At 33.2% G+C, this 20,931-nt stretch carries 18 protein-coding genes and 1 pseudogene; 17 read left to right on the top strand and 2 right to left on the bottom strand.

Annotation, left to right across the window (positions count from 1 at the left end; all coding sequences use genetic code 11):
• Positions 1–56: 56 nt before the first annotated feature.
• From I2F89_RS15730 to I2F89_RS14405, 14 genes are all read left to right on the top strand, one after another.
• A complete protein-coding gene (locus I2F89_RS15730) occupies positions 57–1,616 on the top strand; it encodes a conjugal transfer protein (protein WP_178946876.1) in 1,560 nt (519 codons plus the stop codon).
• Position 1,617: 1 nt separating this feature from the next.
• Positions 1,618–1,893: a TcpD family membrane protein gene (locus tag I2F89_RS14465; protein ID WP_178946875.1), complete on the top strand. Its 276-nt coding sequence runs from the start codon at positions 1,618–1,620 to the stop codon at positions 1,891–1,893.
• Between the two features lie 3 nt (positions 1,894–1,896).
• The gene (locus I2F89_RS14460; protein ID WP_023520792.1) at positions 1,897–2,292 is read left to right on the top strand and encodes a conjugal transfer protein; all 396 of its coding nucleotides are present in this window, start codon (positions 1,897–1,899) and stop codon (positions 2,290–2,292) included.
• Between the two features lie 33 nt (positions 2,293–2,325).
• Entirely contained in the window at positions 2,326–4,830 is a 2,505-nt protein-coding gene (locus tag I2F89_RS15725) for an ATP-binding protein (RefSeq protein ID WP_178946874.1), read from the top strand.
• Between the two features lie 11 nt (positions 4,831–4,841).
• A complete protein-coding gene (locus I2F89_RS14450; protein ID WP_023520794.1) occupies positions 4,842–6,860 on the top strand; it encodes a CD3337/EF1877 family mobilome membrane protein in 2,019 nt (672 codons plus the stop codon).
• Positions 6,847–7,992 carry a glucosaminidase domain-containing protein gene (locus tag I2F89_RS14445; RefSeq protein WP_178946871.1) on the top strand — a complete coding sequence of 382 codons (1,146 nt, stop codon included), beginning with the start codon at positions 6,847–6,849 and terminating at the stop codon, positions 7,990–7,992. The genes I2F89_RS14450 and I2F89_RS14445 overlap by 14 nt, the downstream gene beginning before the upstream one ends.
• Before the next feature lie 21 nt (positions 7,993–8,013).
• On the top strand, positions 8,014–8,568 hold the full coding sequence (locus I2F89_RS14440) for an EF0163 family protein (RefSeq protein WP_023520796.1): 555 nt from the start codon (positions 8,014–8,016) through the stop codon (positions 8,566–8,568).
• Between the two features lie 81 nt (positions 8,569–8,649).
• Positions 8,650–9,051 (top strand): hypothetical protein, encoded by a 402-nt coding sequence (locus I2F89_RS14435; protein WP_224435013.1) that lies wholly within the window; start codon positions 8,650–8,652, stop codon positions 9,049–9,051.
• A 223-nt stretch (positions 9,052–9,274) separates the two neighbouring features.
• Complete coding sequence (locus I2F89_RS14430) at positions 9,275–9,556, top strand: type II toxin-antitoxin system RelB/DinJ family antitoxin (protein WP_041684767.1); 282 nt, start codon at positions 9,275–9,277, stop codon at positions 9,554–9,556.
• Positions 9,546–9,893: a type II toxin-antitoxin system PemK/MazF family toxin gene (locus I2F89_RS14425; protein WP_023520799.1), complete on the top strand. Its 348-nt coding sequence runs from the start codon at positions 9,546–9,548 to the stop codon at positions 9,891–9,893. Before I2F89_RS14430 ends, I2F89_RS14425 begins: the two co-directional genes overlap by 11 nt.
• A 533-nt stretch (positions 9,894–10,426) precedes the next feature.
• Positions 10,427–10,579: a leucocin A/sakacin P family class II bacteriocin gene (locus I2F89_RS14420; RefSeq protein WP_039729568.1), complete on the top strand. Its 153-nt coding sequence runs from the start codon at positions 10,427–10,429 to the stop codon at positions 10,577–10,579.
• Positions 10,580–10,666: 87 nt separating this feature from the next.
• Positions 10,667–12,745, top strand: a complete 2,079-nt coding sequence (locus I2F89_RS14415; protein ID WP_178946870.1) for a peptidase domain-containing ABC transporter — start codon at positions 10,667–10,669, stop codon at positions 12,743–12,745.
• Between the two features lie 24 nt (positions 12,746–12,769).
• Positions 12,770–13,066 (top strand): bacteriocin immunity protein, encoded by a 297-nt coding sequence (locus tag I2F89_RS14410; RefSeq protein ID WP_023524142.1) that lies wholly within the window; start codon positions 12,770–12,772, stop codon positions 13,064–13,066.
• 462 nt (positions 13,067–13,528) lie between these two features.
• Positions 13,529–16,036 (top strand): DEAD/DEAH box helicase, encoded by a 2,508-nt coding sequence (locus I2F89_RS14405; RefSeq protein ID WP_178946900.1) that lies wholly within the window; start codon positions 13,529–13,531, stop codon positions 16,034–16,036.
• Here the strand turns inward: I2F89_RS14405 and I2F89_RS14400 are convergent.
• Positions 16,033–16,306 (bottom strand): annotated as a pseudogene (locus tag I2F89_RS14400) (recombinase family protein); the annotation flags it as partial. The gene I2F89_RS14405 and the pseudogene I2F89_RS14400 sit on opposite strands and share 4 nt — an antisense overlap.
• 133 nt (positions 16,307–16,439) lie before the next feature.
• Here I2F89_RS14400 and I2F89_RS14395 point away from each other — a divergent pair.
• The gene (locus tag I2F89_RS14395) at positions 16,440–17,816 is read left to right on the top strand and encodes a hypothetical protein (protein WP_178946899.1); all 1,377 of its coding nucleotides are present in this window, start codon (positions 16,440–16,442) and stop codon (positions 17,814–17,816) included.
• A 30-nt stretch (positions 17,817–17,846) separates the two neighbouring features.
• On the opposite strand, the gene I2F89_RS14390 is transcribed toward I2F89_RS14395, so the two are convergent.
• On the bottom strand, positions 17,847–18,458 hold the full coding sequence (locus I2F89_RS14390; protein WP_178946898.1) for a recombinase family protein: 612 nt from the start codon (positions 18,456–18,458) through the stop codon (positions 17,847–17,849).
• 281 nt (positions 18,459–18,739) lie between these two features.
• On the opposite strand from I2F89_RS14390, the gene I2F89_RS14385 reads away from it, so the two are divergent.
• Both I2F89_RS14385 and I2F89_RS14380 read left to right on the top strand, forming a co-directional pair.
• Positions 18,740–18,922 carry a hypothetical protein gene (locus tag I2F89_RS14385; RefSeq protein ID WP_178946897.1) on the top strand — a complete coding sequence of 61 codons (183 nt, stop codon included), beginning with the start codon at positions 18,740–18,742 and terminating at the stop codon, positions 18,920–18,922.
• A gap of 193 nt (positions 18,923–19,115) precedes the next feature.
• Positions 19,116–20,591 carry a helix-turn-helix domain-containing protein gene (locus tag I2F89_RS14380; RefSeq protein ID WP_195514559.1) on the top strand — a complete coding sequence of 492 codons (1,476 nt, stop codon included), beginning with the start codon at positions 19,116–19,118 and terminating at the stop codon, positions 20,589–20,591.
• Positions 20,592–20,931 lie beyond the last annotated feature (340 nt).

The following is a 20,931-nucleotide window of genomic DNA, read 5'->3' as shown; positions in this document are numbered from 1 at the left end:
GAAGCAAAAGCCATTGTGGGTCAAGATGAGCAAAACTTAAAGAAAGGGGTGTTGATGTGGCGTTACAAATAGTTTTATTTATTGTTTGTCTTGTTGTAGTTATTGGAGTGGCTGGGTATGTATTAGCTCATTTTTTACAGCAAAAAAAGACAAAAGCAACGGAACAGGAAAAAAGAGAGGAGGAAGAAAATCGACAGCCAGTGCATTTTAGAGAATTAGAAACACCAAAAAGTGCAAAAAAAGAAGAATCTAAAATTTATCTTGTGAAAGGTGATCGGACAGATAGTTATAAAATTACCGTTCGGTTAAATAATGAAATTTATGAAAAAGAATATTATGCGTATGATTCGACTATTTCACGTGAACAAATTTTAAATGAATTTTATTACGTAAATGAACGAGAAATTGTATTGATTGATGAAGAAGGCGAGCATTATTACAATCAACAAGCAATTGAACGTATTGATTTTATTCATAGAAAAATTTTAATAAGTCAAATTGATCAGGAAGAACAAGAAAAACAAGAAGAACAAGAAGTCCCAGAAAAACAGGAAGTACTGAAACAGGAACAGATTCCTGAGAATGAGGGTAAAGAAGAAACAGAAGAAAAACAGGAGATTGACAACGATTCGAATGTATCAAATGAGGAACAGTTTTCCACTGTTGCATTAGAGTCTAAGCCAAAAAAATTCTTTAAAAAAGATAAGACTGGGAAACAGTCTTTAAAACCAATGCAAGCTAAAACATTTAATCGTTTATTTTTAGCTAGTTTAGTTTTATTGGTTAGTATCAGTGTGCTTGGTTTCACACGTACGTTAGGGTTAAGTTCTCGTGTCGATAAGGTACAGGCGAGTGTTACTCAACTTCCTAAAGAATTCGCTGGTTCAAATGAATCCAATTATTCGTCCATTTATCGAATGAATTTTTATATGCAAGAATTTTTTGAAACGTACATTCCTTTATCGACAAATAGTGTAGAAATGAGTACTAGAAATGAAGCATTAAAATCTTATTTTGCAGATAATGTCTCATTAAAATTAGAGAGTAGTACGGTCAATCGTGAGTTTATTTCGTCAGAACTTATTGATGTGGATACGACCGATAAAATCATTCATGCTAAGTATCGAGTTGTGACAATGACAGAACAAGCAGATGAAAAAATCAAAGATCAATCCGTATATGTCGTGCATTTAGTTGAAAACAACGGAAAATTTAGTTTAGTTTCTTTACCTTCCATTTCTAAAAATGAAAGTTTTAAAACAGGCTTTTCTGGTATTGAAGTAGAAGAAGAAGGAAACAAATTAACAGATACTGATCATACAAATGTAAATGATTTTTGCGAATTATTTCTAAAAAAATATGCTAGTGGAACAGAGGCAGAACTTGAATACATGATGAACGATGTGGAATCGATGGGCGAAGCGTATACTTTAGAATCGATTGATTCTTCTGAATACTATGAGTCAGAAGGTTCGATTCATGGCTATGTTCGAGCGACCTTTAAAGAAAATGCCACAAGTGCATTACACCAAGAAGACTTCTCTTTTGAAATTTCAAAAGCAGGCGATCAATACAAAATTATAAAAATGAATCATTATTTAGGAGGACTAAATTAATATGTTATCAACCAGTTTTGTAAATTTATCAACGAGTTTTTATCTAGCAGCAGCCAAACCAACGTTAGGGGATACCAAAGTATGGTTTACCGGAGAAATGAAAACAGCATTAGGGATTATTGTGTTAGCCTTATGTTGTTACTTTATCTTTAAGCAAAAGATTGGCATGATGGTATCAACCGTTGTTGTAGGGGCGTTTATTTGGTTCTTAGCCAGTGATCCAGTGGTTATCTTCGATTCTATCGGTCATTTATTTAAACCAATTTTTGGTGGGTAAGCCATGAAACGTAAGAATCTATATAACTATAAAAAAGCACTAAATGTTCCTTATATGGTACAAAAATTGACAAAAAAATTCTCATTAGAAAATCCGATAAAAGTAACAAAGATTGCGGTGTTTGCCTTAACACTGCTTTCTCTTTTTACCATATTTAAACCGCTGATGATCATGTTACGTGTGATACCGGGGCTTGATTTAGCTTGTTATGCGTTGATCCCAATCAGTGTCACGATGATGTACGATAGCGTTGAGCCAGACGGTTTGAAAATTTATCATTATCTATGGGATTCTGTGAGCTATATTCTTCAATATAAGTTAATTCCTAAAAGAATTTATCAGGATAAAAAGTATCGAGCAGAAGTAGATGAAAAAATACAATTTGAAAAAATGGGCTAGGAGAAATTCTCCTAGCTTTTTTGGAGGGATCTTGTGAAATTAGCAATACCATTAAAGCATGTATACGAGAATATGATGTATACAAAAGATAATGAAATATGGGCATATTATCGTATTCAATCTGTCAGTATGCCAGTGACAGCAGATAAAAAGAAAGAAGAAGTAAAGGCAAAATTTCGACACTTGATAGGTGAGCTAAAGGAAAGTGGAAATGTCGATATTTTTATGGTACCAAAAGATATGACATTAGAAGAACGATTTGAAGAATTGTCGGATTCGTTTTGTAAGGATTTACCAGAGGTAGCTAGATACTATGCAAAAAATACGATTAAACGTTTGGAACATGAAATGGGATTGATTTATACCTATGATTGGATTATTGGGGTTCCATTGAAATCCAATGAATTGATTGATTCGTTTAAAGACGGAATGAAAAAAACGTATGAAAAATTCCGTACCAATGTGGTGACACAACTAGGGTATGACGTTGTTGTCGGCGAAAAAGAATTTCTAGCTTATCGAGAAGCTGAATTATTAATCAGACGGAAAATGAATTTGTTTCAAGGAAAACCATTAAATGAAGAAGAAATGAAGTACTTGAACCGACTGAACTTTATTCGGAATATGCCCCATACATTAGAAGAGGAGTATGCCAATGATACATTGGAAAATATTACTGATTCTGAAATTGATCCAAGCAGTCGAGCAGGTGTATTGAAATTAAAAAGTATTGAAGGTGAGAGCGCGATTGCGGTGTTGCCTATTTCTGATACCCCTTTAGAAGTCTCTTACATGCACGTAGCGGAGATTGTACAGACCTTGCCATTTCCGGTGGAACTTCGTTTTAAATTGAATTTCACGCAAACTAAGGGCGCTTTAGGCATGGAAGGGAAGGCGAATCGTTCTTCTTTACGTTTAAAGAATGTGGTTCGAGAGAGTCGAGCAGTAGGAAACGCAGAAGGTCGAGAAATTTCAGATAGTCGGAAAGTCGTTGGAAATTTGCAAGAGCAATTAAACGCTGAAAAAGAAATTGTCGATTGGTTAGGTGGGATTGTCGTATATGCCAAAGATGAGAAAGAGTGTCGAAAACGTGTAGGAATGATTATTTCTTTATTTAAAGCACGAAAAATCAAGATTTCTCGTGCGCAATTCCAACAAGTTTATTTATTTTACAAGTTTATGATGGGTGAGAGCTTAAAAACAGCTGATAAGAAATGGGTTCAAACAACGACTGTAGCAGGCTTTTGCGAAAATTTATTAGCGATCAATCAACGTGTGGGCTATCATACTGGTTGGTATTTAGGGCGTGTTGATCCCCATTTAACACCTGCCAGTACATTGCAAAGTGCGATTCGAGGAAGTCGTAATATTATTTTATCTAATCCTTTTGTCGCCAATAAATATAATGAGGCAATGAAAACTGCTTCATTACACCAAGTCGTTACTGGTGAAACTGGACAAGGAAAATCCTTCTTAGTCAGTTTATTATTCATGTATATGGCAATGTTAGACGTCAAAGGGTTATTTATTGATCCGAAGACAGAAAAAAATAAACAAATAAAGGCTTTCCTAGCCAAAAAAGAAAATCAAAAGAAATATCCCTATCTTTATCGTCTCGTTCGGTCTTTTCATTTAGTCGCACTTGATCCTGACAAAGAAGAAAACTGGGGCGTTCTTGATCCTATTGTGTTTTTGAAAGGAACAGACGCAAAAGATACTGCAGAAGCAATGATTTATCAAATTATCAATTTAGATGATAGTCGTTTAGCACAAACAGAAGTTTCACGTAATATCCGTTTAACCATTGAAGAACGAGCGCAAGGTCAACGTGTAGGTATGATGAATGTGATTGAAAAGCTTCAAGGGCATGAAGAAAAAGAAGTGAAACAAGTAGGGGATTTATTAGCTGAAAAAGTAGCTGGTAGTGTCTTGCGTTTAGGTTTTAGTAATGGAAACACGGAGGGGTTAAGTTTTACTAATCGAATTACGATTGTAGGCGTTTTAGGTTTATCTGTACCAAAAGAAACAGATGATCCACGCTTTTATACGACGGCAGAAAAAAGTAGTTTAGCATTAATGGTGCCATTAGGTAAGTTTTGTGAACGATTCGGTGCAATGAATGAAGAGGAAGAAACGTTTGAAGTGTTTGAAGAAGCATGGCTGTTCAATACGTCACCTGTCGGTCGAAAAGTCTTGAATGCAATGAAACGTGTTGGTCGGTCACAAAATAATATGTTGATCTATTCTACACAGTCAGTTGCAGATGTGAACCAAGAAGACGATCATGGAAATTTTGGTACTATTTTTGCTTTCAATGAACCAAAAGAAGAAGATAAAATTTTGGAACATGTCGGGGTGACTGTTTCAGAAAAAAATAAAGAGTGGTTATCTGGTATGAAGAAAGGACAGTGTTTGATGCTTGATCCTTATGGAAATGTGCAAAAAATCAGTGTACATGCTCTTTTTCCAGAAATGCTTCAATTATTCCAAACGGTCAAAGAAACCAGTGGCTCAAATGCCGAACAACGGTTTAGTTAAGGAGGAATGACATGGGAAATTATGCACTTAATTCATATCGTTCCTTACTGTACACAAAAGGTTCTTTTTGGTTTAGCGCCAGTGAAACGTTCTATCAAGCAATGAACGGTTTGATCAATTTTATTTTGACTGCGAATGCGTGGATTTATCGTGTATTTGATTTGGGGTTACAGATTTTTTTATCGAATGATGTGTTTGATCAAACAATCGGCTCGGTTTTTACAACCATAATTGCCATGTATAATTCATTGTTTAGTTCTGTTGGGATATTAATTTTCTTAGTGGCAATTTTTTCAATCTTTTGTGTATTTATGTTCAAAAATCCGAATGAAGCGCTAAAGAAAATGTTTTTACTTTTTTGTATTATTGGGATTAACTCAGTGATCTATAGCAATGGCGAACAGTATATGAAAGACATTAACCATTTAGCCGATGATTTTGAAACGCAACTTGTTAAAGCGGTCAAGGTACCGACATTTAGAGAAAATGGTGAGATTGCGAAAGAGACGATAAATGTCGGGGAAAAATCGTCCGTAGATCGCATTAGAGAAGCGTATTTTACGATGGCGATCGAACAACCCTATTCTATGATCAATTTTGGAACCGTCCAAATTACCGAAGAACAGGAAAAATTCTTGTATAAAGAAAATGAAGTCGCTGGAGACAAGAAGGAAGATAAAATAAACAAAATTAATGAACTAGTAGAAAATGCCAGCGAAAAAAATGTTTATCTAACACCTGATAGTATTTGGGATAAATTATTTATTTCCATTTTTTCCTTAGTGAATAATATTTTTGTTGGCGGGGTCTTTTTATTAATTGCAGCTACGAAATTTCTACTAAAATTATTGATTTTTTGTATGTTATTCTTACTGCCGATCGTTTCCATGTTAAGTATGATCCCACAATTTGGCAATTCCTTGTTCAATGCGTTAGGAAAGATTTTAGCGGTCTTTTTAGGTGGCGCCTTTATTTCTTTAGGTTTGTTTGTGTTTTATTTTATTATGACATTGATTGACTATTCGATTATTCGTATGGCTGGAACCGTCGATATTGTTACGTGTATTTTGGCGCTAATTGTTAAAATTATTGTTATTACACTGCTTTATAAAAATTCTGGGAAAATCTTATCCTTTGTGACTGGTGGTCGTATAACTGGAAATGTGACGATCCCTGATTCAGGATTACACACAAGCGACCGAGAGAAGGGGTTAACGGAAGACAAAATAGCAGAAACAGAAGATCCAGAGACAGAGTCAGAAGGGGAAGGAAACAATGCGAATCATTTAACTGGGCGTCAATCAACTATGAATTCTGATGAGGTTGGACGGTCGTTAATTGAAGGGTTTGAGGATTCAGATTCCAATTCCAATTCCGATCAGGAGGATCATACGTCGAATGATCGGTTGACGGAGGAAGATCCAACTATGATGGAGTCAGACGAGGAAGAAAATTCAGAGACTTTTGAATACGAAGAAGAGCCGTCAGAACTAGAAGAACTCGAGGAAGATTCGCTTGATATACCAGAACAAGATTGGGCGGAGGAAGACGAATTTGAGGAAGATTATGAGGCGCTTGACCTTCCAGAAGAGTATGACGACTACGACGAAGCGTTCGATGAAGACGAGTTAAGCGAACTACCTGAAATAGCTGATGATTTTGAGCAAGAATCTGAAGTGGAACCTCTAGAAATAGAGGCAGAAGAGGGGGGATTTGAGGAGGAATCACTTGATGACCTAACGCCTTCTGAAATCAAAGAGCGTGAGGTGATAGAAGAAGTAGATGACAAAGAGCCTGTATCTATCGAGAATGTCGAACCTTCTACAGGCGTTTCTTATGATTCACCGACTCCTTCTGAAAATCAAGTAACAGATTCGTCCGATTTAGAAAACAATCAGACAGATCAACCGATTATTTCTCCTGAACATTCAGCCGATACTCATGAAGCCAGCGACGATCAGCTAACAATGGAAGAAGAAGTAATGATTCATATGGAAGATGTGAAAGAAGCAGAAGATGAAAGCAGTTAAACAGTATCGAAAATGGAAATGGCTAGGGATTGTCGCTGTCCCTTGTCTCTTTCTTTTTTTCTTTATCTTTTTCTTTGGTGGTGTTTTAGATGATGTCGGCTCAACTGGTGGGGAAGAGATCGGATTTACAGGCGAATATACCGAAGAATTACCTGAATTTCCAGAAATAACAGGCAAAGGGAATATCCCTGACGAAGTGGCGCAGTTCGCTGTAGGAACAGCGGTCAAGTATCGTTTGTTACCGAGTGTTGTGATGAGTCAGTGGGCGTATGAAAGTGCATGGGGGACTTCTCAACCCGCTAAAGAAGATAATAATTTTTTTGGTATTACATGGTTTGCCGGTTGTCCCTTTCCTAAAGGTTCCGCTCGAGGCGTGAATGGCTCAGAAGGGGGCTGGTACATGAAGTTTCCTTCTGTAAAAGCAAGCTTTAGTTATTATGGCTTTATGCTGGCTAGTCAATCCAATTTTAATGCCGTTGTGGGGAATAAAGATCCACGAGCGTGTTTACTCATTTTAGGTCGGGGTGGCTATGCCGCAGCGGGAATTACTGAAAGTAGTCCTTATTTCACTAGTTGTATGTCCATTATTGAAGCCAATCATTTAACGAATTATGATGAGTTTGCGATAAAAAAATGGCAAACTTTGGCTCCTAGTCTTCCAACAGGGCAGGCAACTGGTTCACAAGGCTTAAAAGAGTTAGAAAACCTTTTAGGACAACGTGTTGGGAATGGACAGTGTTATGGACTAACAGCCCAATATTCAGGCGTTTTAAATGGTTGTGGCTTAGGTGCAGGGACTCGTTATACGTTAAGCCATGTCATTGGTAATACAGAGTCTGCTTCTGATATTGGCATTGCTTATGATTGGTCAGCTGTCGGCTGGAAAGTCATTAAAAATCCTACTTATGATCAATTAGTAGTGGGTGCGATTATTAACTGGTCAAGAGGTGGACAAGTAGGTTCATGGAGCGCCGATCCTACGTATGGTCATACAGGTATTATCCGAGGGTTACAAGGCGGGCGGATTCAAACCTATGAACAGAATACGGAATTAGGGATGGTCTGTGCGAAGTTAGATCGAGAATTTTATCATTCTGGAGCGATCTCCTCGATTGTCATTCCACCTAAATAAGTCGAATGGAAAGGAAATTTTATGAAGAAAATTGCGAGTTTTAGTCTTATTATTTTAGGATTAGTTGTTTTTTTAAGTGGTTGTAGTATTGAAAAATCGAATGAAACAAAAGCTGATTCGAAAGACCTTTTTTATGACACCGATCATAGTCCGCAAACAGAAATATCGACTAGCGATGATACGTTAGACTCTTCTCGTAGTACTAATACGAGCGTTGTAGCTGAAATTGATGGAGAGAGTGGCGATGAAGAAGTGTCAGAGAAAGAAGTCTTAAACGAATTTGCGAACGCCTATTATAATTTTCAGTCGATTAATGATCGAAACAAAGCATTGGCAAAGTACGGAACACCAGAATTGATTGAAGAAAACGGACTGGCTATTGAGGTTGAAGTCGCTTATGATTCGGTTGGTTTTGTCAAAGGAATTTATCAAAATTTGGACGACCCAGCACATTATTCTATTTTTTGTGAGTCCACAGTAAACAATGTCACGATTCAAAGTGTGTTAATTTGTCAAATCACGAGTGAGAATAAAATTGAGTCTTTCGAAGAACAGGTATTCAAAGAAAAATACTGAGAGCATGTGAATAATTTAATTAAGTGTGTTATTTTGGTTGAGGTTTGTTATAATTAAAAGAAAAAGATGAGGTCGGATATTGTGCGAAAATGGTTGTTAGTGTTGGTTTCTGGTATGGCTATAGTGTTATTAAGTGCTTGTGGAGGATCTTCAACAAAAGATGAGGGAACACAAGAAGTAATTGATAAAATTATTGAAAGTAAAATCCGAATTGATAATAATACGCTAAATTCAGGAGACGAAAGATATAGCTATACGGAGGATGATTTTAGTTTTCTTATTTATTATGACTCGGATACCAAATTATATCTGGTTGATAGCTGGATTCCATTCGAAGGGAAACCCAATGACCTTAACAGAAAATATCAAGTGAATTTATTTAAAGATAAACTACAAACGTATCAGATTGATTCTCTGTTTGATGATGACAAACAATCAGGTAACTATGAAGCAGTTTATAAATCAGGGCAATTTGCAGATTAAAAAAGAACCTTTAACAGCTATTTGATAGTTGTTAAAGGTTCTTTTTTTGTATTAAGTGAAATTGAAAGACTGTATAGAAATCATGTTTATTAAAAACAACAAAATAGAGTTTTGATTTGACTAAATTATTTGTAATACAAGTGATTTAAGAGTATTATGTAATCGCAAAGTCATTTAAAATCTGCAAAATTGAGTATAAACAACTCAGAAGGGGATGGGAAAAATGAAGGTAAAAAAACGAATTGAAAAAAGTAGAATACAGGTCGGAATGGATAAGGATTTAAAAGAGAATGCCGAAATGATATTGGAAGAACTAGGATTAAATCCTACGACAGCAATTACAATCCTTTACAAGCAAGTTGTCGCAAGAGGTGAGTTTCCAGTAGAGATAAAGCTAAGTGAAGAGGAAAAGCAAGGGATCAGATTGCAACAGCTAACTAAAGATATGCCAGTAGATTTTCTAGATACCGATGAGAAGTTAGAAGAGTGGTTCAATGAAGCCTAATGAAATAGTGACTGTCTACGTAGCTTTTACGGATAAAGGCGGAGGTAAAAGAAGACCAATATTGGTAGTAAGTGACAAAAGAGATAGGGTAGAATTTTTCGGAATAACAAGCCAATATGAGAAAAAGTCAGAAAAGATAAAGAAAGTATATTTTCCAATTACTGAATGGGAAAAAACTGGCTTAAAGAAACAGTCATGGATTGATGTTGGTTCTTTAAGGGCTATACAAAAAAGCAATGAGAACATATCTTTTAAAAAGGTTGGCATGCTGTCAGTTAGTGATACGAAAAAGCTAAATCAATTTATTGAGAGATTACAAAGAAGGATGAATAAATGAGTAATTCAATGGTTATGAATGGTTCGGTTTGATTTTTATAATAGATTTAACTAAAAAGATAAGTCGGTATTCAAGTATTCAAAATAAAAAAGTTAAATAGGGGCAAAAATCGCTTAAAGGGATTTTTGCCCTTTGTGCACTCTTGGATGCTTATATTAATCAATTATTCTTTTTTAAAGAGTGTTGCATACGGAATAGTTCTTATGTCTTCTTGCTGTGCCGATGGCTTTTATTAATTTAAATTATTTGAGACAAACTTTTATATTTTTTTAGATTTAGGCAAATGAATCAAAGTAAGTATATTTACGATTATGACATTAAAAATAACTTTTATGACATCAAAAGCTACATTCATGAAGCCCATATTAATAATAAAATAAAATATGTTTTCAGATGACAAAATTGTAAGTTAAAATAACGTGGTTTTAACTTAAAAAATATAAATAATATGCTATCTTTTAAATAAGGACAATTATTTATTGTTCAAAAAATGAGAGAAGGTTTAAGTTTTGAAGAAATTAACAGCAAAAGAAATGTCACAAGTAGTAGGTGGAAAATACTACGGTAATGGAGTCTCATGTAATAAAAAAGGGTGCAGTGTTGATTGGGGAAAAGCTATTGGCATTATTGGAAATAATTCTGCTGCGAATTTAGCTACTGGTGGAGCAGCTGGTTGGAAAAGTTAATTTGAGCCTTTTATTTTAGTATATTATATTTTTAGAATACTCATTCAAAAATTCTATGGATGAGTATTCTTATTTATAGGTGATTCTTTGAGACAAAAATTAATAAAACAGTATAATGAAGTTGATTGTGGTATAGCCTGTATGCAGATGATTTTAAATAATTTTCATTCATGGAGTTCAGTGGAAGTTTTAAGAGACTTAACTGAAACCGATTCTGAAGGTACCTGTGCATTAGGTATAGTTAACGGATTTGCTAAATTAGGAATAAATTGTGAAGCCTATAAAGCTAATAGTGATGTATGGAAAGAAAATGAGTTCAATTATCCCGTAATTGCTAATATAGTAATGAATAATCAATTTCTTCATTATTGTATTGTATATGGTGTGAAAAAAGAGAAATTGTTAATAGCTGACCCTGCGATTGGAAAATACAAAGAATCAATAGAAAAGTTCAACAACAATTGGACTGGTGTTATTTTAGTTGCTGAAAAGACGCCTGATTTCCAACCCATAAATAATACAAAAAAAAGTTTTTTTTCTTCAATAAGTTTATTAAAAGATCAATATAAAAAAATTTTATTGGTGATATTATCTTCATTAATAATAACAATTATAGGAATACTATCAAGTTACTATTTTAGAATTTTAATAGATTGGTTACTTCCTGAAAAAGACTTTTTAAATCTATTTATGATATCAATTAGCTATATCATAGGCATTTTTATAACAAGTATATTTGAAATTACAAGAAGATATAATTTAGAAAAGCTAGGACAAGATGTAGGTAGAAGCATTTTATTTAAATATTTAGATCATATTTTCATTTTACCAGCTTCCTTTTTTTCTAAAAGAAAAACTGGAGATATTGTCTCTAGATTTTCTGATGCTAATAAAATTATAGAAGCTTTAGCTAGCTTTACTATATCTATTTTTTTAGATTTAAGTTCAGTCATTGTTGTGGGGATTATATTGATCAATATTAATAAACAATTATTTTTAATAACGTTAAGTTCTATTCCATTTTATATAATAATTATATTAGGATCAAATAAAAAAATGAGTCGATTAAACGGAGAAGAGATGCAAACAAATTCAATAGTTGATTCTAATTTTATTGAAGGATTAAACGGAATATATACTATAAAAGCACTTTGTAGTGAGAATAAGATTGTAAATCAAATATATAGAAGTTTAAATGAATTTTTTGATGTATCACTAAAGAGAAATATGTATGATTCTATAATTCAAAATTTAAAAATTTTGGTTTCTCTTTTAACCTCGGCTTTTGTATTATGGTTTGGTTCGTATTATGTTATCAATGGAGAAATTACAATAGGAGAACTAATAACTTTCAATTCATTATCTATATTTTTTTCTACACCTCTACAAAATATAATAAATCTACAAGAAAAATTCCAAAAAGCACAAGTTGCAAATAATCGGCTTAACGATGTATTTTCTATAAATAATGAAAATAAAGACAAGTTTATTCATTTGGCTAAATTAACTGAAAAAGCAACGATTACATTTGAAAATGTATATTTTAGTTATTCTACTAAATATCCTAATGTGTTAGATAATATGAGTTTTTCTCTACCTGTGAGTAAAAATATAGGAGTAAAAGGTGATAGTGGTGCTGGGAAATCAACTTTAGCACAACTTCTAGCTGGATTTTACTCTCCAGATAATGGAAGAATTTGTATAAATGAGCAAAATATTGAAAATATTCATAGAAAAGATTTACGTAAGTTGATTACCTATGTGCCTCAAGAATCTTTTATTATGAGTGGAACTATTAAAGACAATTTATTTTTAGGTTTAGAAAGTATTCCTGATGAACAAGAACTCGAAAAAGTACTGAAAGATACTTGTTTATGGAGTTATATTACTGCGCTTCCTCTAGGACTTGATACGTATCTAGAGGAAAATGGTGCGAATTTATCAGGTGGTCAAAAGCAAAGAATTGCTTTAGCAAGAGTTTTATTATCAGGAAGTAAAATTTTATTATTAGATGAAGCTACGAGTGCTCTAGATTCTAAAACTGAAATGCTGATTTTTGAAAAAATATTAAAGTACCCTAACAAGTCAATCATTATTATATCTCATAATGATAAATTAATAGACAAGTGTGACATAATCATTGATTTAGACGAAAGGGATTCGTAAAAAGGAATCAAGGAGGATGAATAAATGAGTAATTTAAAGTGGTTTTCTGGTGGAGACGATCGACGTAAAAAAGCAGAAGTGATTATTACTGAATTATTAGATGATTTAGAGATAGATCTTGGAAATGAATCTCTTCGAAAAGTATTAGGCTCCTATCTTAAAAAGTTGAAAAATGAAGGAACTTCAGTTCCGTTAGTTTTAAGTCGTATGAATATAGAGATATCTAATGCAATAAAAAAAGACGGTGTATCGTTAAATGAAAATCAATCTAAAAAATTAAAAGAACTAATGTCTATATCTAATATTAGATATGGTTACTAGTGATTTATTTATTTAAATTAGATAGAGTTAATTTTTACTATTGGATCATAAAATTATTAATTTTTGTCGGTGTCTTTAAAAATGCTGATAAATAGTTATTGGTTGTGGGGACAATGTATAACGATTTTAATTGAATCCCTATTGTTAATTCTAAAATCCTGAATAAGTTACTAAAAGTTACAAACAAGAAATACAATTAATAAAAGGGATCAGAAGCTTTTAAGTTTTTGATCCTTTTTAACTTGCTTATTTGATAATTCTTTCAGTTGCTCACTTAATTAGGTTTAGTAAGATATTTACCTAGAGTCCAACAGAGTATACCCTGTTGGACTTTCGTTTGAAGTTAATACTGCAATTAATTTTAATGGACATATGAGTTGTGCGGTAATATATTTTTAAAATGACAATATTTAGAATAAACAATATAATAATCTAAAAGGTAAAAAATAAAGGAGTATGTGGATGGTAGACTTTAGTAAATTAAAGAAAATAGAAAAAGTACCAGAAATTATTGATCCAATTGAGATATTTAGAAGAATGCCTAAACCTGAAGGGATAAACGATCTTTACTCTAGTCAATCAGAAGTTTTGAATTCTTGGTATAAAAAAAGAGACGAAGCTGATAATATTATAAAATTGCATACTGGTGGAGGTAAAACAATGGTGGGGTTGTTGATTGCTCAGTCAACAATAAATGAATTAAAAGAACCAGTATTATATTTGGCACCTACTAATCAGCTAGTCAATCAAACTTATGATAAAGCAGTTGAATTAGGAATATCTGCAGTAAAATATAAAAGGGGAGAGAGTTTATCACAAGAATTTGTAAATGGCAAAGCTATCATGATAGCAACTTATTCGGCATTATTTAACGGAAAAAGTAAATTTGGGATTCAAGGAAAACCTTCTATTCAAAATGTTGCAGCGATTATTTTTGATGATGCCCATGCAGCATTATCAGTTATACGAGACAATTTTACTTTAGAAATAAGTAGGAGTGACCATGAAGATTTATATGGCGAACTTTGCTCACATTTTAGGAAAAGTTTTATTGATATTGGGAAACAAGGAACGTTTGATGAAGTTGTTGATGGAAAAGAAGAGATGGTTTTGGAAGTACCATATTGGGAATTTATAGAATCTATACAATATGTAAGTGAAAAAGTTAAAAATATAGATATATTTTCCTGGCCATTAATTAGAGATCAGTTAACTATGTGTCATTGTTTCATTAGTAAGAATAAATTTACAATAACACCTATTCAACCAATGCTTAATATTTTCCCCACATTTATGAATGCAAAACGAAAAATATATATGTCTGCTACTATCTCAGATGATGGTGATATTATAAGAACATTTAATGTGACTGAGAGTGCAGTAGATCATCCTTTAACATCTAAGTCTGTGGCCGGAATAAGCGAACGAATGATATTAATACCAGGATTAATGGATTTTCCATTTGATTCTTTTAAAGACTCATTGCAATTACTAAAAAATGTTGCTGAGAGAGAACATGGCGCCGTTATTATATCTCCTTCTGATGAAAAAGCTAGTCGTTGGGAACCCGATGTAAAGTTTCTAAGAGGGTCAGAAGAGGTAAATGATATTGTGGAGAAAATGCAGAACAAGGATGAATTTGGTCCAGTTGTTTTTTCAAACAGGTATGATGGAATTGATTTGCCAGGAGATGCTTGTCGACTTTTAATAATGGATGGTATTCCAATGGGTACCTCAAGTTATGAAATTTTTCGAGCAACAGCTTTGATGGGTGGGGATACTATTACAAGAATGATGACTCAAAGGATTGAACAAGGACTAGGTAGAGGTGCAAGAGGATCTTCCGATTATTGTATAGATATACTTGTAGGAAAAGATTTAACTTCATGGATTAGCTTAGAAAGTAATTTTTCTTATTTTACAAGTGCTACTAAAGCCCAAATTGAAATAGGCAAGAATGTAAGCAAAGAGGTAAAAAGCATTTCTGATTTATCTGAAGTTATAAATCAGAGTTTGAACAGAGATAGTGGATGGACTGGGTATCATTCTAGAGAATTAGTGGAGTATATTGATAGTGATCAAATTCTAGACAAAGATTTATCTTTTGCTATGTTAGAAAGAAAAATAGTAAATCTATGTAATAAGGGATGTTTAGATAAAGCTATTGAGAAAATAAATGAATTTTTAGAAAAAAGCAATTCTATAGACAAAAATGAAAAGGGCTGGTTGCAACAGCTTGCTGCTAGAATCGCATATATATTGAAAAATAAAAGTTTGTCTAAAGAATATCAAAATCAAGCATATTTTAATAATACCAATTTATTTAGAAGTAATAATTCAACTGTTGAATACATTCCACTAAAAATACCTTCTAGCCAATCTAAAATGATAATTAGAAAGTATAAAGAATTTAAAGAGCCGCGAGGAATTCTTGCTAAAATTGATGAGATAGAATCATTTATTACTCCAAAATCTAGTGCAAATCAATTCGAAGAAGCATTAAAAAATCTAGGTATTATTTTGGGGTTTTCAGCAGAAAGATATGATGATGAGGGAGTAGGGCCAGATTTATTATGGCTAATTAGTGAAAAAAAGGGTTTGATAATAGAAGCTAAAAGTCGAAAAAAAGAAAATAATGCTTTTAGAAAAGAGGAACATGGACAGCTTCTTGTTGCAGAAAAATGGTTTAAAGATAACTATTCTGACATAGAAGCATTGCCAGTTAGTGTTCATTCAGACAACAAAGCCACTCACTCTTCTTATGCAGAAAATGTTCTAGTACTCACACTACCTAATATATTGCTTATTATAAGTGAAGTTAGAAAATTTTATAATCAACTAATAGAATCTCATGTAGGTGAAGATGTTTTGGAGGCAAAATGTCAACAATTACTTTCCAGTTCAAATTTAAGCAGCGAGAAAATTACAGGAACATATCTAACTACTTTTGAGACAATGGAAGATAGCTAATTATTAGTATTTTTTATTCGATAAACTGTTTGTCTCGTAATATTATGGTCCTTTGAAATAGCAACCCCCTGATTTAAAACCTCAACGATGCTTTTATAAACAAGGCGACGTTGGGGATCTTTTGCGTCTGTAATATATAGGTTGCCATCCTTTGTAAACACCATTCGCTTTTGCAATCCTAATTCCTTGTGTCTGGCGGCGTTTAGATTCTGTACGTTCCTGTTTGGCAATCATGGCCAATATCTGAATGATTGAATCTTTAATCAATTCATGGTCAATAAACTGGTTGTAAAGACATGTACGTTTTATTTTTACAATTATTATTGAAACTTGAAACAAACGCATGTTTGTTTCAAGTGATTTAACATGATAATATAAATTTAGCTAGATGGGAGGGGATATTTTGTCTAATAAACTATTAATTAACTCGAAGGACAGAAAGTTATTACTTTTTAGTGATTTTGTTAAAAATACTGAACCAGAGATTTTTGGAATACTTGAGGAAAATAATACCATTTCTATTGACCTTGCTATTCAGTTAAATATATTTAATAAGATAAAACAAGGTTTACCGTTTTGGTTAGAGTTTTCTAGAAAAGAATGGATTCCAGACAAACAAAACCCAAGATTAGTAGCAAAAAATGGTGATTTTAAAAAATGCCAATTATGTGCTACTCCCAATAAATTTCAATATAAAATTGAGAACAAAACAAATGGCAATATTTTACTAATTGGTGGAGACTGTGTAAATTCTTTTAAAGAATTAAGAACAATGAAAAAATTAATAACAAATGATGAAGAATATACAAGGTATCAAAATTTATTGAGTTATAATCCGTATTTCTATGAAGTTCTAGTAACAAACACTAATATTTTAACTAGTACAGAAATTATTTTACCTTCTTACTATAAGGATAGCTTTAAAAAAATTCAAAAGAGATTGATTCAAAAATTACGTGGTTATATAAAACATGGTCAAGAACTTAATGAAAAAGAAATTAGTCATTTAATTGCAGTATATAAAAATGAAATACAAACAATAAATGAATTTGTAAATAAGAATAAAAATAATGATGACTATCTATCTAGGGATATAGCAGATAAAATTAAAAAGAATCAAAAAAATGAATTTGAAAAAATATTAGATAGTGTAGAGAATAATGGTGGGAGAATTCCAAAATTCACTTCGTTAATAATTAAAGTTGAATCGTATCTTGAATTATTTATTAAAAAAATAAAATATAGGTTACCAAAAAAGTTTAATCTAGTAAGAGCCCAATTTGGGGCATTTGAATTAATCGTTACAAATGAAAAAGTTGACTATAAGTTTAAAATTGATTCAAAGCTACTTATGACTCAATATTTTGAAAATAAATTAAAAAGTATTTCTGAGTTTTTTTTGAATAATATTGATGTACTCGTTATTAATGAACCATCAACTAGAGATAAACTAGTACAAAAAGGACAAAGTAAAATTTTAGAAGAAATGAGTGGAGAATTTTACGAGGCTAATATAAAAAAAATTATTCATATATATGATAAAAATCTAACCCCTAAGGAATATGCTGAGACTTACAATAAGGTTGAATCAATAATTGAAAATTTCTTTGTAATTAAAAATCCTAAAGATGAAGTTTTGAGTATTTTTCCTATAAATGATTTAATACCAATAGGTAAAAAATTACTATTTTCAGATGGTAAAATCAATCTAAATGAATTACATTATAGAAAAGTTACGGTGAAAAACTTCCAACAATTTATTGTGTCACAAATTGTTTAGAATAATATATCAAAGTAACATGGACAACTATTACTCATTGGGCATGCCATCTTTTTTGATTCTGTATACAGTTTGTCTCGTAACATTGTAAGCTTTAGCAATCTTTGAAATAGCAACGCCATTCTCAAGATCCTCAACGATGCTTTTATAAACAAGGCGAAGTTGGGGATCTTTTGTATCTGCGCTATATAACTTAGGACGTCCTTTGTAAACACCATTCGCTTTTGCAATCTTAATTCCTTGTGCCTGGCGTCGTTTAGATTCAGAACGCTCTTGTTCAGCAATCATGGCCAAGATCTGAATGATCAAATCTTTAATAAATTTATCCAGGAGAGGATTTCCAATTGCTTCAGCCATGATTGGTAAACTAGTGATGATTAGTTGTACATTTTTCTTTTTGAGGTAATTGACTGAGTCAATGATTTCGTCATAATTTCTGCCTAATCGATCGATGGCTTCGACAATAAAAATATCTTGTTCTCTGACAAACTCTAAAGCTTCCTGAAAAATCGGTCGTTGGGTGATCGTTGCTCCAGATTGTTTCTCGATGAAAATTTTTTCTGCGCCATACTTTTTCATTTCTTCAATTTGCCGTTGTTCATTTTGATCAATCGACGAAACTCGAATATAAGCAATTTTCAATTTTTTACCTACTTTCTCGAATTATTTAAAATACACCCTAATCATACATTAGAAATCGAGATTTTTCAATGATTGGCTAGTGTCTATTTAGGGTACGCTTGTGTCAGAAAATTAAAATTTTTTGACATCATTTTTTACTATAGGAGAAACACAGGAGAGATGAAAGAGAATTGTTATTAATTCCAATAATCAACTCACCACACGTACTTCTCAAACGGATCTTTTGGGTCGATCATGAAGAACAAATCGATTCATAAAAAGAGGAAACTGATTGATTACATATGCCCCAAATGATCAATAGTGACGGTGTAGCAATCGGTGTAAACGAAGCATGGATTGTTTCTTCCCCAATGAACAATACGTATCGAAGAAAAGAGATAGCTGTGCGTACTCGGATCCATAAAGAAAGATCAAAAGCTGTACTCTTTGGGGGTCTAGCACGGTTATGTGCTTTTATTATTTGAGTGGGTATATAAAAAGCTTGTTTGAACTTATTATTTGTCTCCTTAGTGAACAATTTCCAACTGTAAGCGCCCTCCTCCTGTTCTTTTTTACTTATTTATCAATTTTGATGAAAAATAAGGTTTATCATTTTCAACGATTATGCTATGTATGTAATAGTACTATTAAGCATTCAATTGGAAATGAGGGGGAAACATGAGGGATCTACAATTGGCTTTTATCAGTAATCGCGTGACGAGTCGATTATTTAAACTATTAAGTGTCATCGAGCGTAATCGTCTCTTTACGATCGGTGAACTGGCAGAAAAAATTCAAGTGACGGAACGGACGATCGCTAATGATCTAAAATATATGCGAGATTATTTTGGGGAAAGTATCACATTGATGTCTGGAAACAGTGGTTTTGTATTTGAAGAAACAAGACCGTCGATTTATCAAGAACGAAAACAACATCTATTGGAAAATGAATGCTTGTTTGAAATCATTGGTAATATTTTTTATGGCAAGTTGTATCGAGTCGATGAACTAGCGGATTACTATCACTTTTCAGAGAGTTCGTTTCGCCGGATGCTCACGCAAAGCAATTCGGCACTAAAAAGCTACGGGCTGCAGTGGGCGTCAAACCCACTGACGATTCAAGGAGATGAAGCCAGTCTGCGCAAATTTTTCAAAGATTTTTATTACGAAGGAATCGAAACAGGCTACACCGTACTGCCAGACCCTGCCGTCCAAGACCTGGTTTTGACACAGTTAAATGGAAAACTCGGTAATTATAGGATTGGGTCAGGGACGACGCCAACAGCTCTTTACTATACGTGTTTTATTGCTTTAAAACGAGCCAGTTTAGGGTATAGCATAAACTTGCCTGAAAAATTGACAAACCTGGCTTATACCGGAGCTGATTTTTCGCTGATGTATTCTTTGAAAGAAAGCTTTGAGCAGCTATATGGAAACGAAATTCCCAAAGAAGAGTTTGCCTGGATTTATTTAATGACGATCGTCGAGCGTACACTAGATCGTGAAGATCAGGAACAACTCTTTTATGATCATTTCCATCAAGAAAAAGAAAGCGCTCAGTTGACCGAGGCGTTCTTAAAAATGCATGAACTACCGCAAACCAACCGCCAAACAGTTGCCACGTTTATACGATCCTTTTTTTTATCGAGAAAACTCAATCATTTGATTGCACCTGCATTAAATAAGGAAATGACAGATATTAAAGAGCAAGTTATTTATTCTGATCATGAAACATACCAGAAGAATCTTCATTTTTTGGAGGAACAGGGACTTATTGCCTTTGGTCTATCTAAATATTTAGAAGATATTTGTGTTAGCTTAACACTGTATAGCGGGTTAATTTTAGACTTGTACTCACCAAAGAAAACCATTTACTTCCTTTTAGAGGGCGATCATTTCATCTGTCAGTATATTCGAACCCGCGCGATCCAACAATTTGGATCGAAACATAAGCTAACCTTTCTGCCATTACAGTCTCTAACAAGCGAAAGCTTACAACAAGATGAGGTTGATTTGATCGTAACTAATTATTCTCGCTACGTGTTGGACTCTGTCATTGAAACAGCGTACCTCTTGTTAAAAGAAGTGCCAGATGATCAAGATTGGCACCAATTAGAACAAACGATCGATCCTTACCGCAAGAAATTGAAATAACCGATCACGCCCATACCAAGCCGCTGTAGGCGTTGTTCGCTTTTTTCAGGCGTCGATGAAAAGAACGATTTTGTTTTTTTGCCTTCTCCAAGTATGATGATTCTTGTAAGGAAAACATGCATGAATACTAATAGAAATATTTTATCAAAAACCTTCGTTTTTTAGAGTAGTGATTATCTATGTAACCCGTTTCTAGAAAACCAAATCTAACAACTTTTTCAAGACATCTAATCATAACGGATGCCTTTTTTTGTCGTCTACCCAAAAACGAAGGATATTGAGAGCGGAGGGAAATTCAATTTTATATTTTTTTGAGAAAGGAGAATTAAATGAGAAGGAG

This window comes from Enterococcus sp. 1001283B150225_161107_E12 (genome assembly GCF_015556925.1).
Taxonomy (GTDB): Bacteria; Bacillota; Bacilli; order Lactobacillales; family Enterococcaceae; genus Enterococcus_B; species Enterococcus_B mundtii.
Note: the sequence above shows the minus strand (reverse complement) of the source record. Positions and strands in the feature narration are given on the sequence as shown.

What these genes read in the sequence shown, in the direction of transcription:
- I2F89_RS14465 (WP_178946875.1), top strand. Translation starts at nt 1,618, where the DNA reads ATGTTATCAACCAGTTTTGTAAATTTATCAACGAGTTTTTATCTAGCA.
- I2F89_RS14460 (WP_023520792.1), top strand. Translation starts at nt 1,897, where the DNA reads ATGAAACGTAAGAATCTATATAACTATAAAAAAGCACTAAATGTTCCT.
- I2F89_RS14450 (WP_023520794.1), top strand. Translation starts at nt 4,842, where the DNA reads ATGGGAAATTATGCACTTAATTCATATCGTTCCTTACTGTACACAAAA.
- I2F89_RS14445 (WP_178946871.1), top strand. Translation starts at nt 6,847, where the DNA reads ATGAAAGCAGTTAAACAGTATCGAAAATGGAAATGGCTAGGGATTGTC.
- I2F89_RS14440 (WP_023520796.1), top strand. Translation starts at nt 8,014, where the DNA reads ATGAAGAAAATTGCGAGTTTTAGTCTTATTATTTTAGGATTAGTTGTT.
- I2F89_RS14430 (WP_041684767.1), top strand. Translation starts at nt 9,275, where the DNA reads ATGAAGGTAAAAAAACGAATTGAAAAAAGTAGAATACAGGTCGGAATG.
- I2F89_RS14425 (WP_023520799.1), top strand. Translation starts at nt 9,546, where the DNA reads ATGAAGCCTAATGAAATAGTGACTGTCTACGTAGCTTTTACGGATAAA.
- I2F89_RS14420 (WP_039729568.1), top strand. Translation starts at nt 10,427, where the DNA reads ATGTCACAAGTAGTAGGTGGAAAATACTACGGTAATGGAGTCTCATGT.
- I2F89_RS14410 (WP_023524142.1), top strand. Translation starts at nt 12,770, where the DNA reads ATGAGTAATTTAAAGTGGTTTTCTGGTGGAGACGATCGACGTAAAAAA.
- I2F89_RS14405 (WP_178946900.1), top strand. Translation starts at nt 13,529, where the DNA reads ATGGTAGACTTTAGTAAATTAAAGAAAATAGAAAAAGTACCAGAAATT.
- I2F89_RS14385 (WP_178946897.1), top strand. Translation starts at nt 18,740, where the DNA reads ATGCCCCAAATGATCAATAGTGACGGTGTAGCAATCGGTGTAAACGAA.
- I2F89_RS14380 (WP_195514559.1), top strand. Translation starts at nt 19,116, where the DNA reads ATGAGGGATCTACAATTGGCTTTTATCAGTAATCGCGTGACGAGTCGA.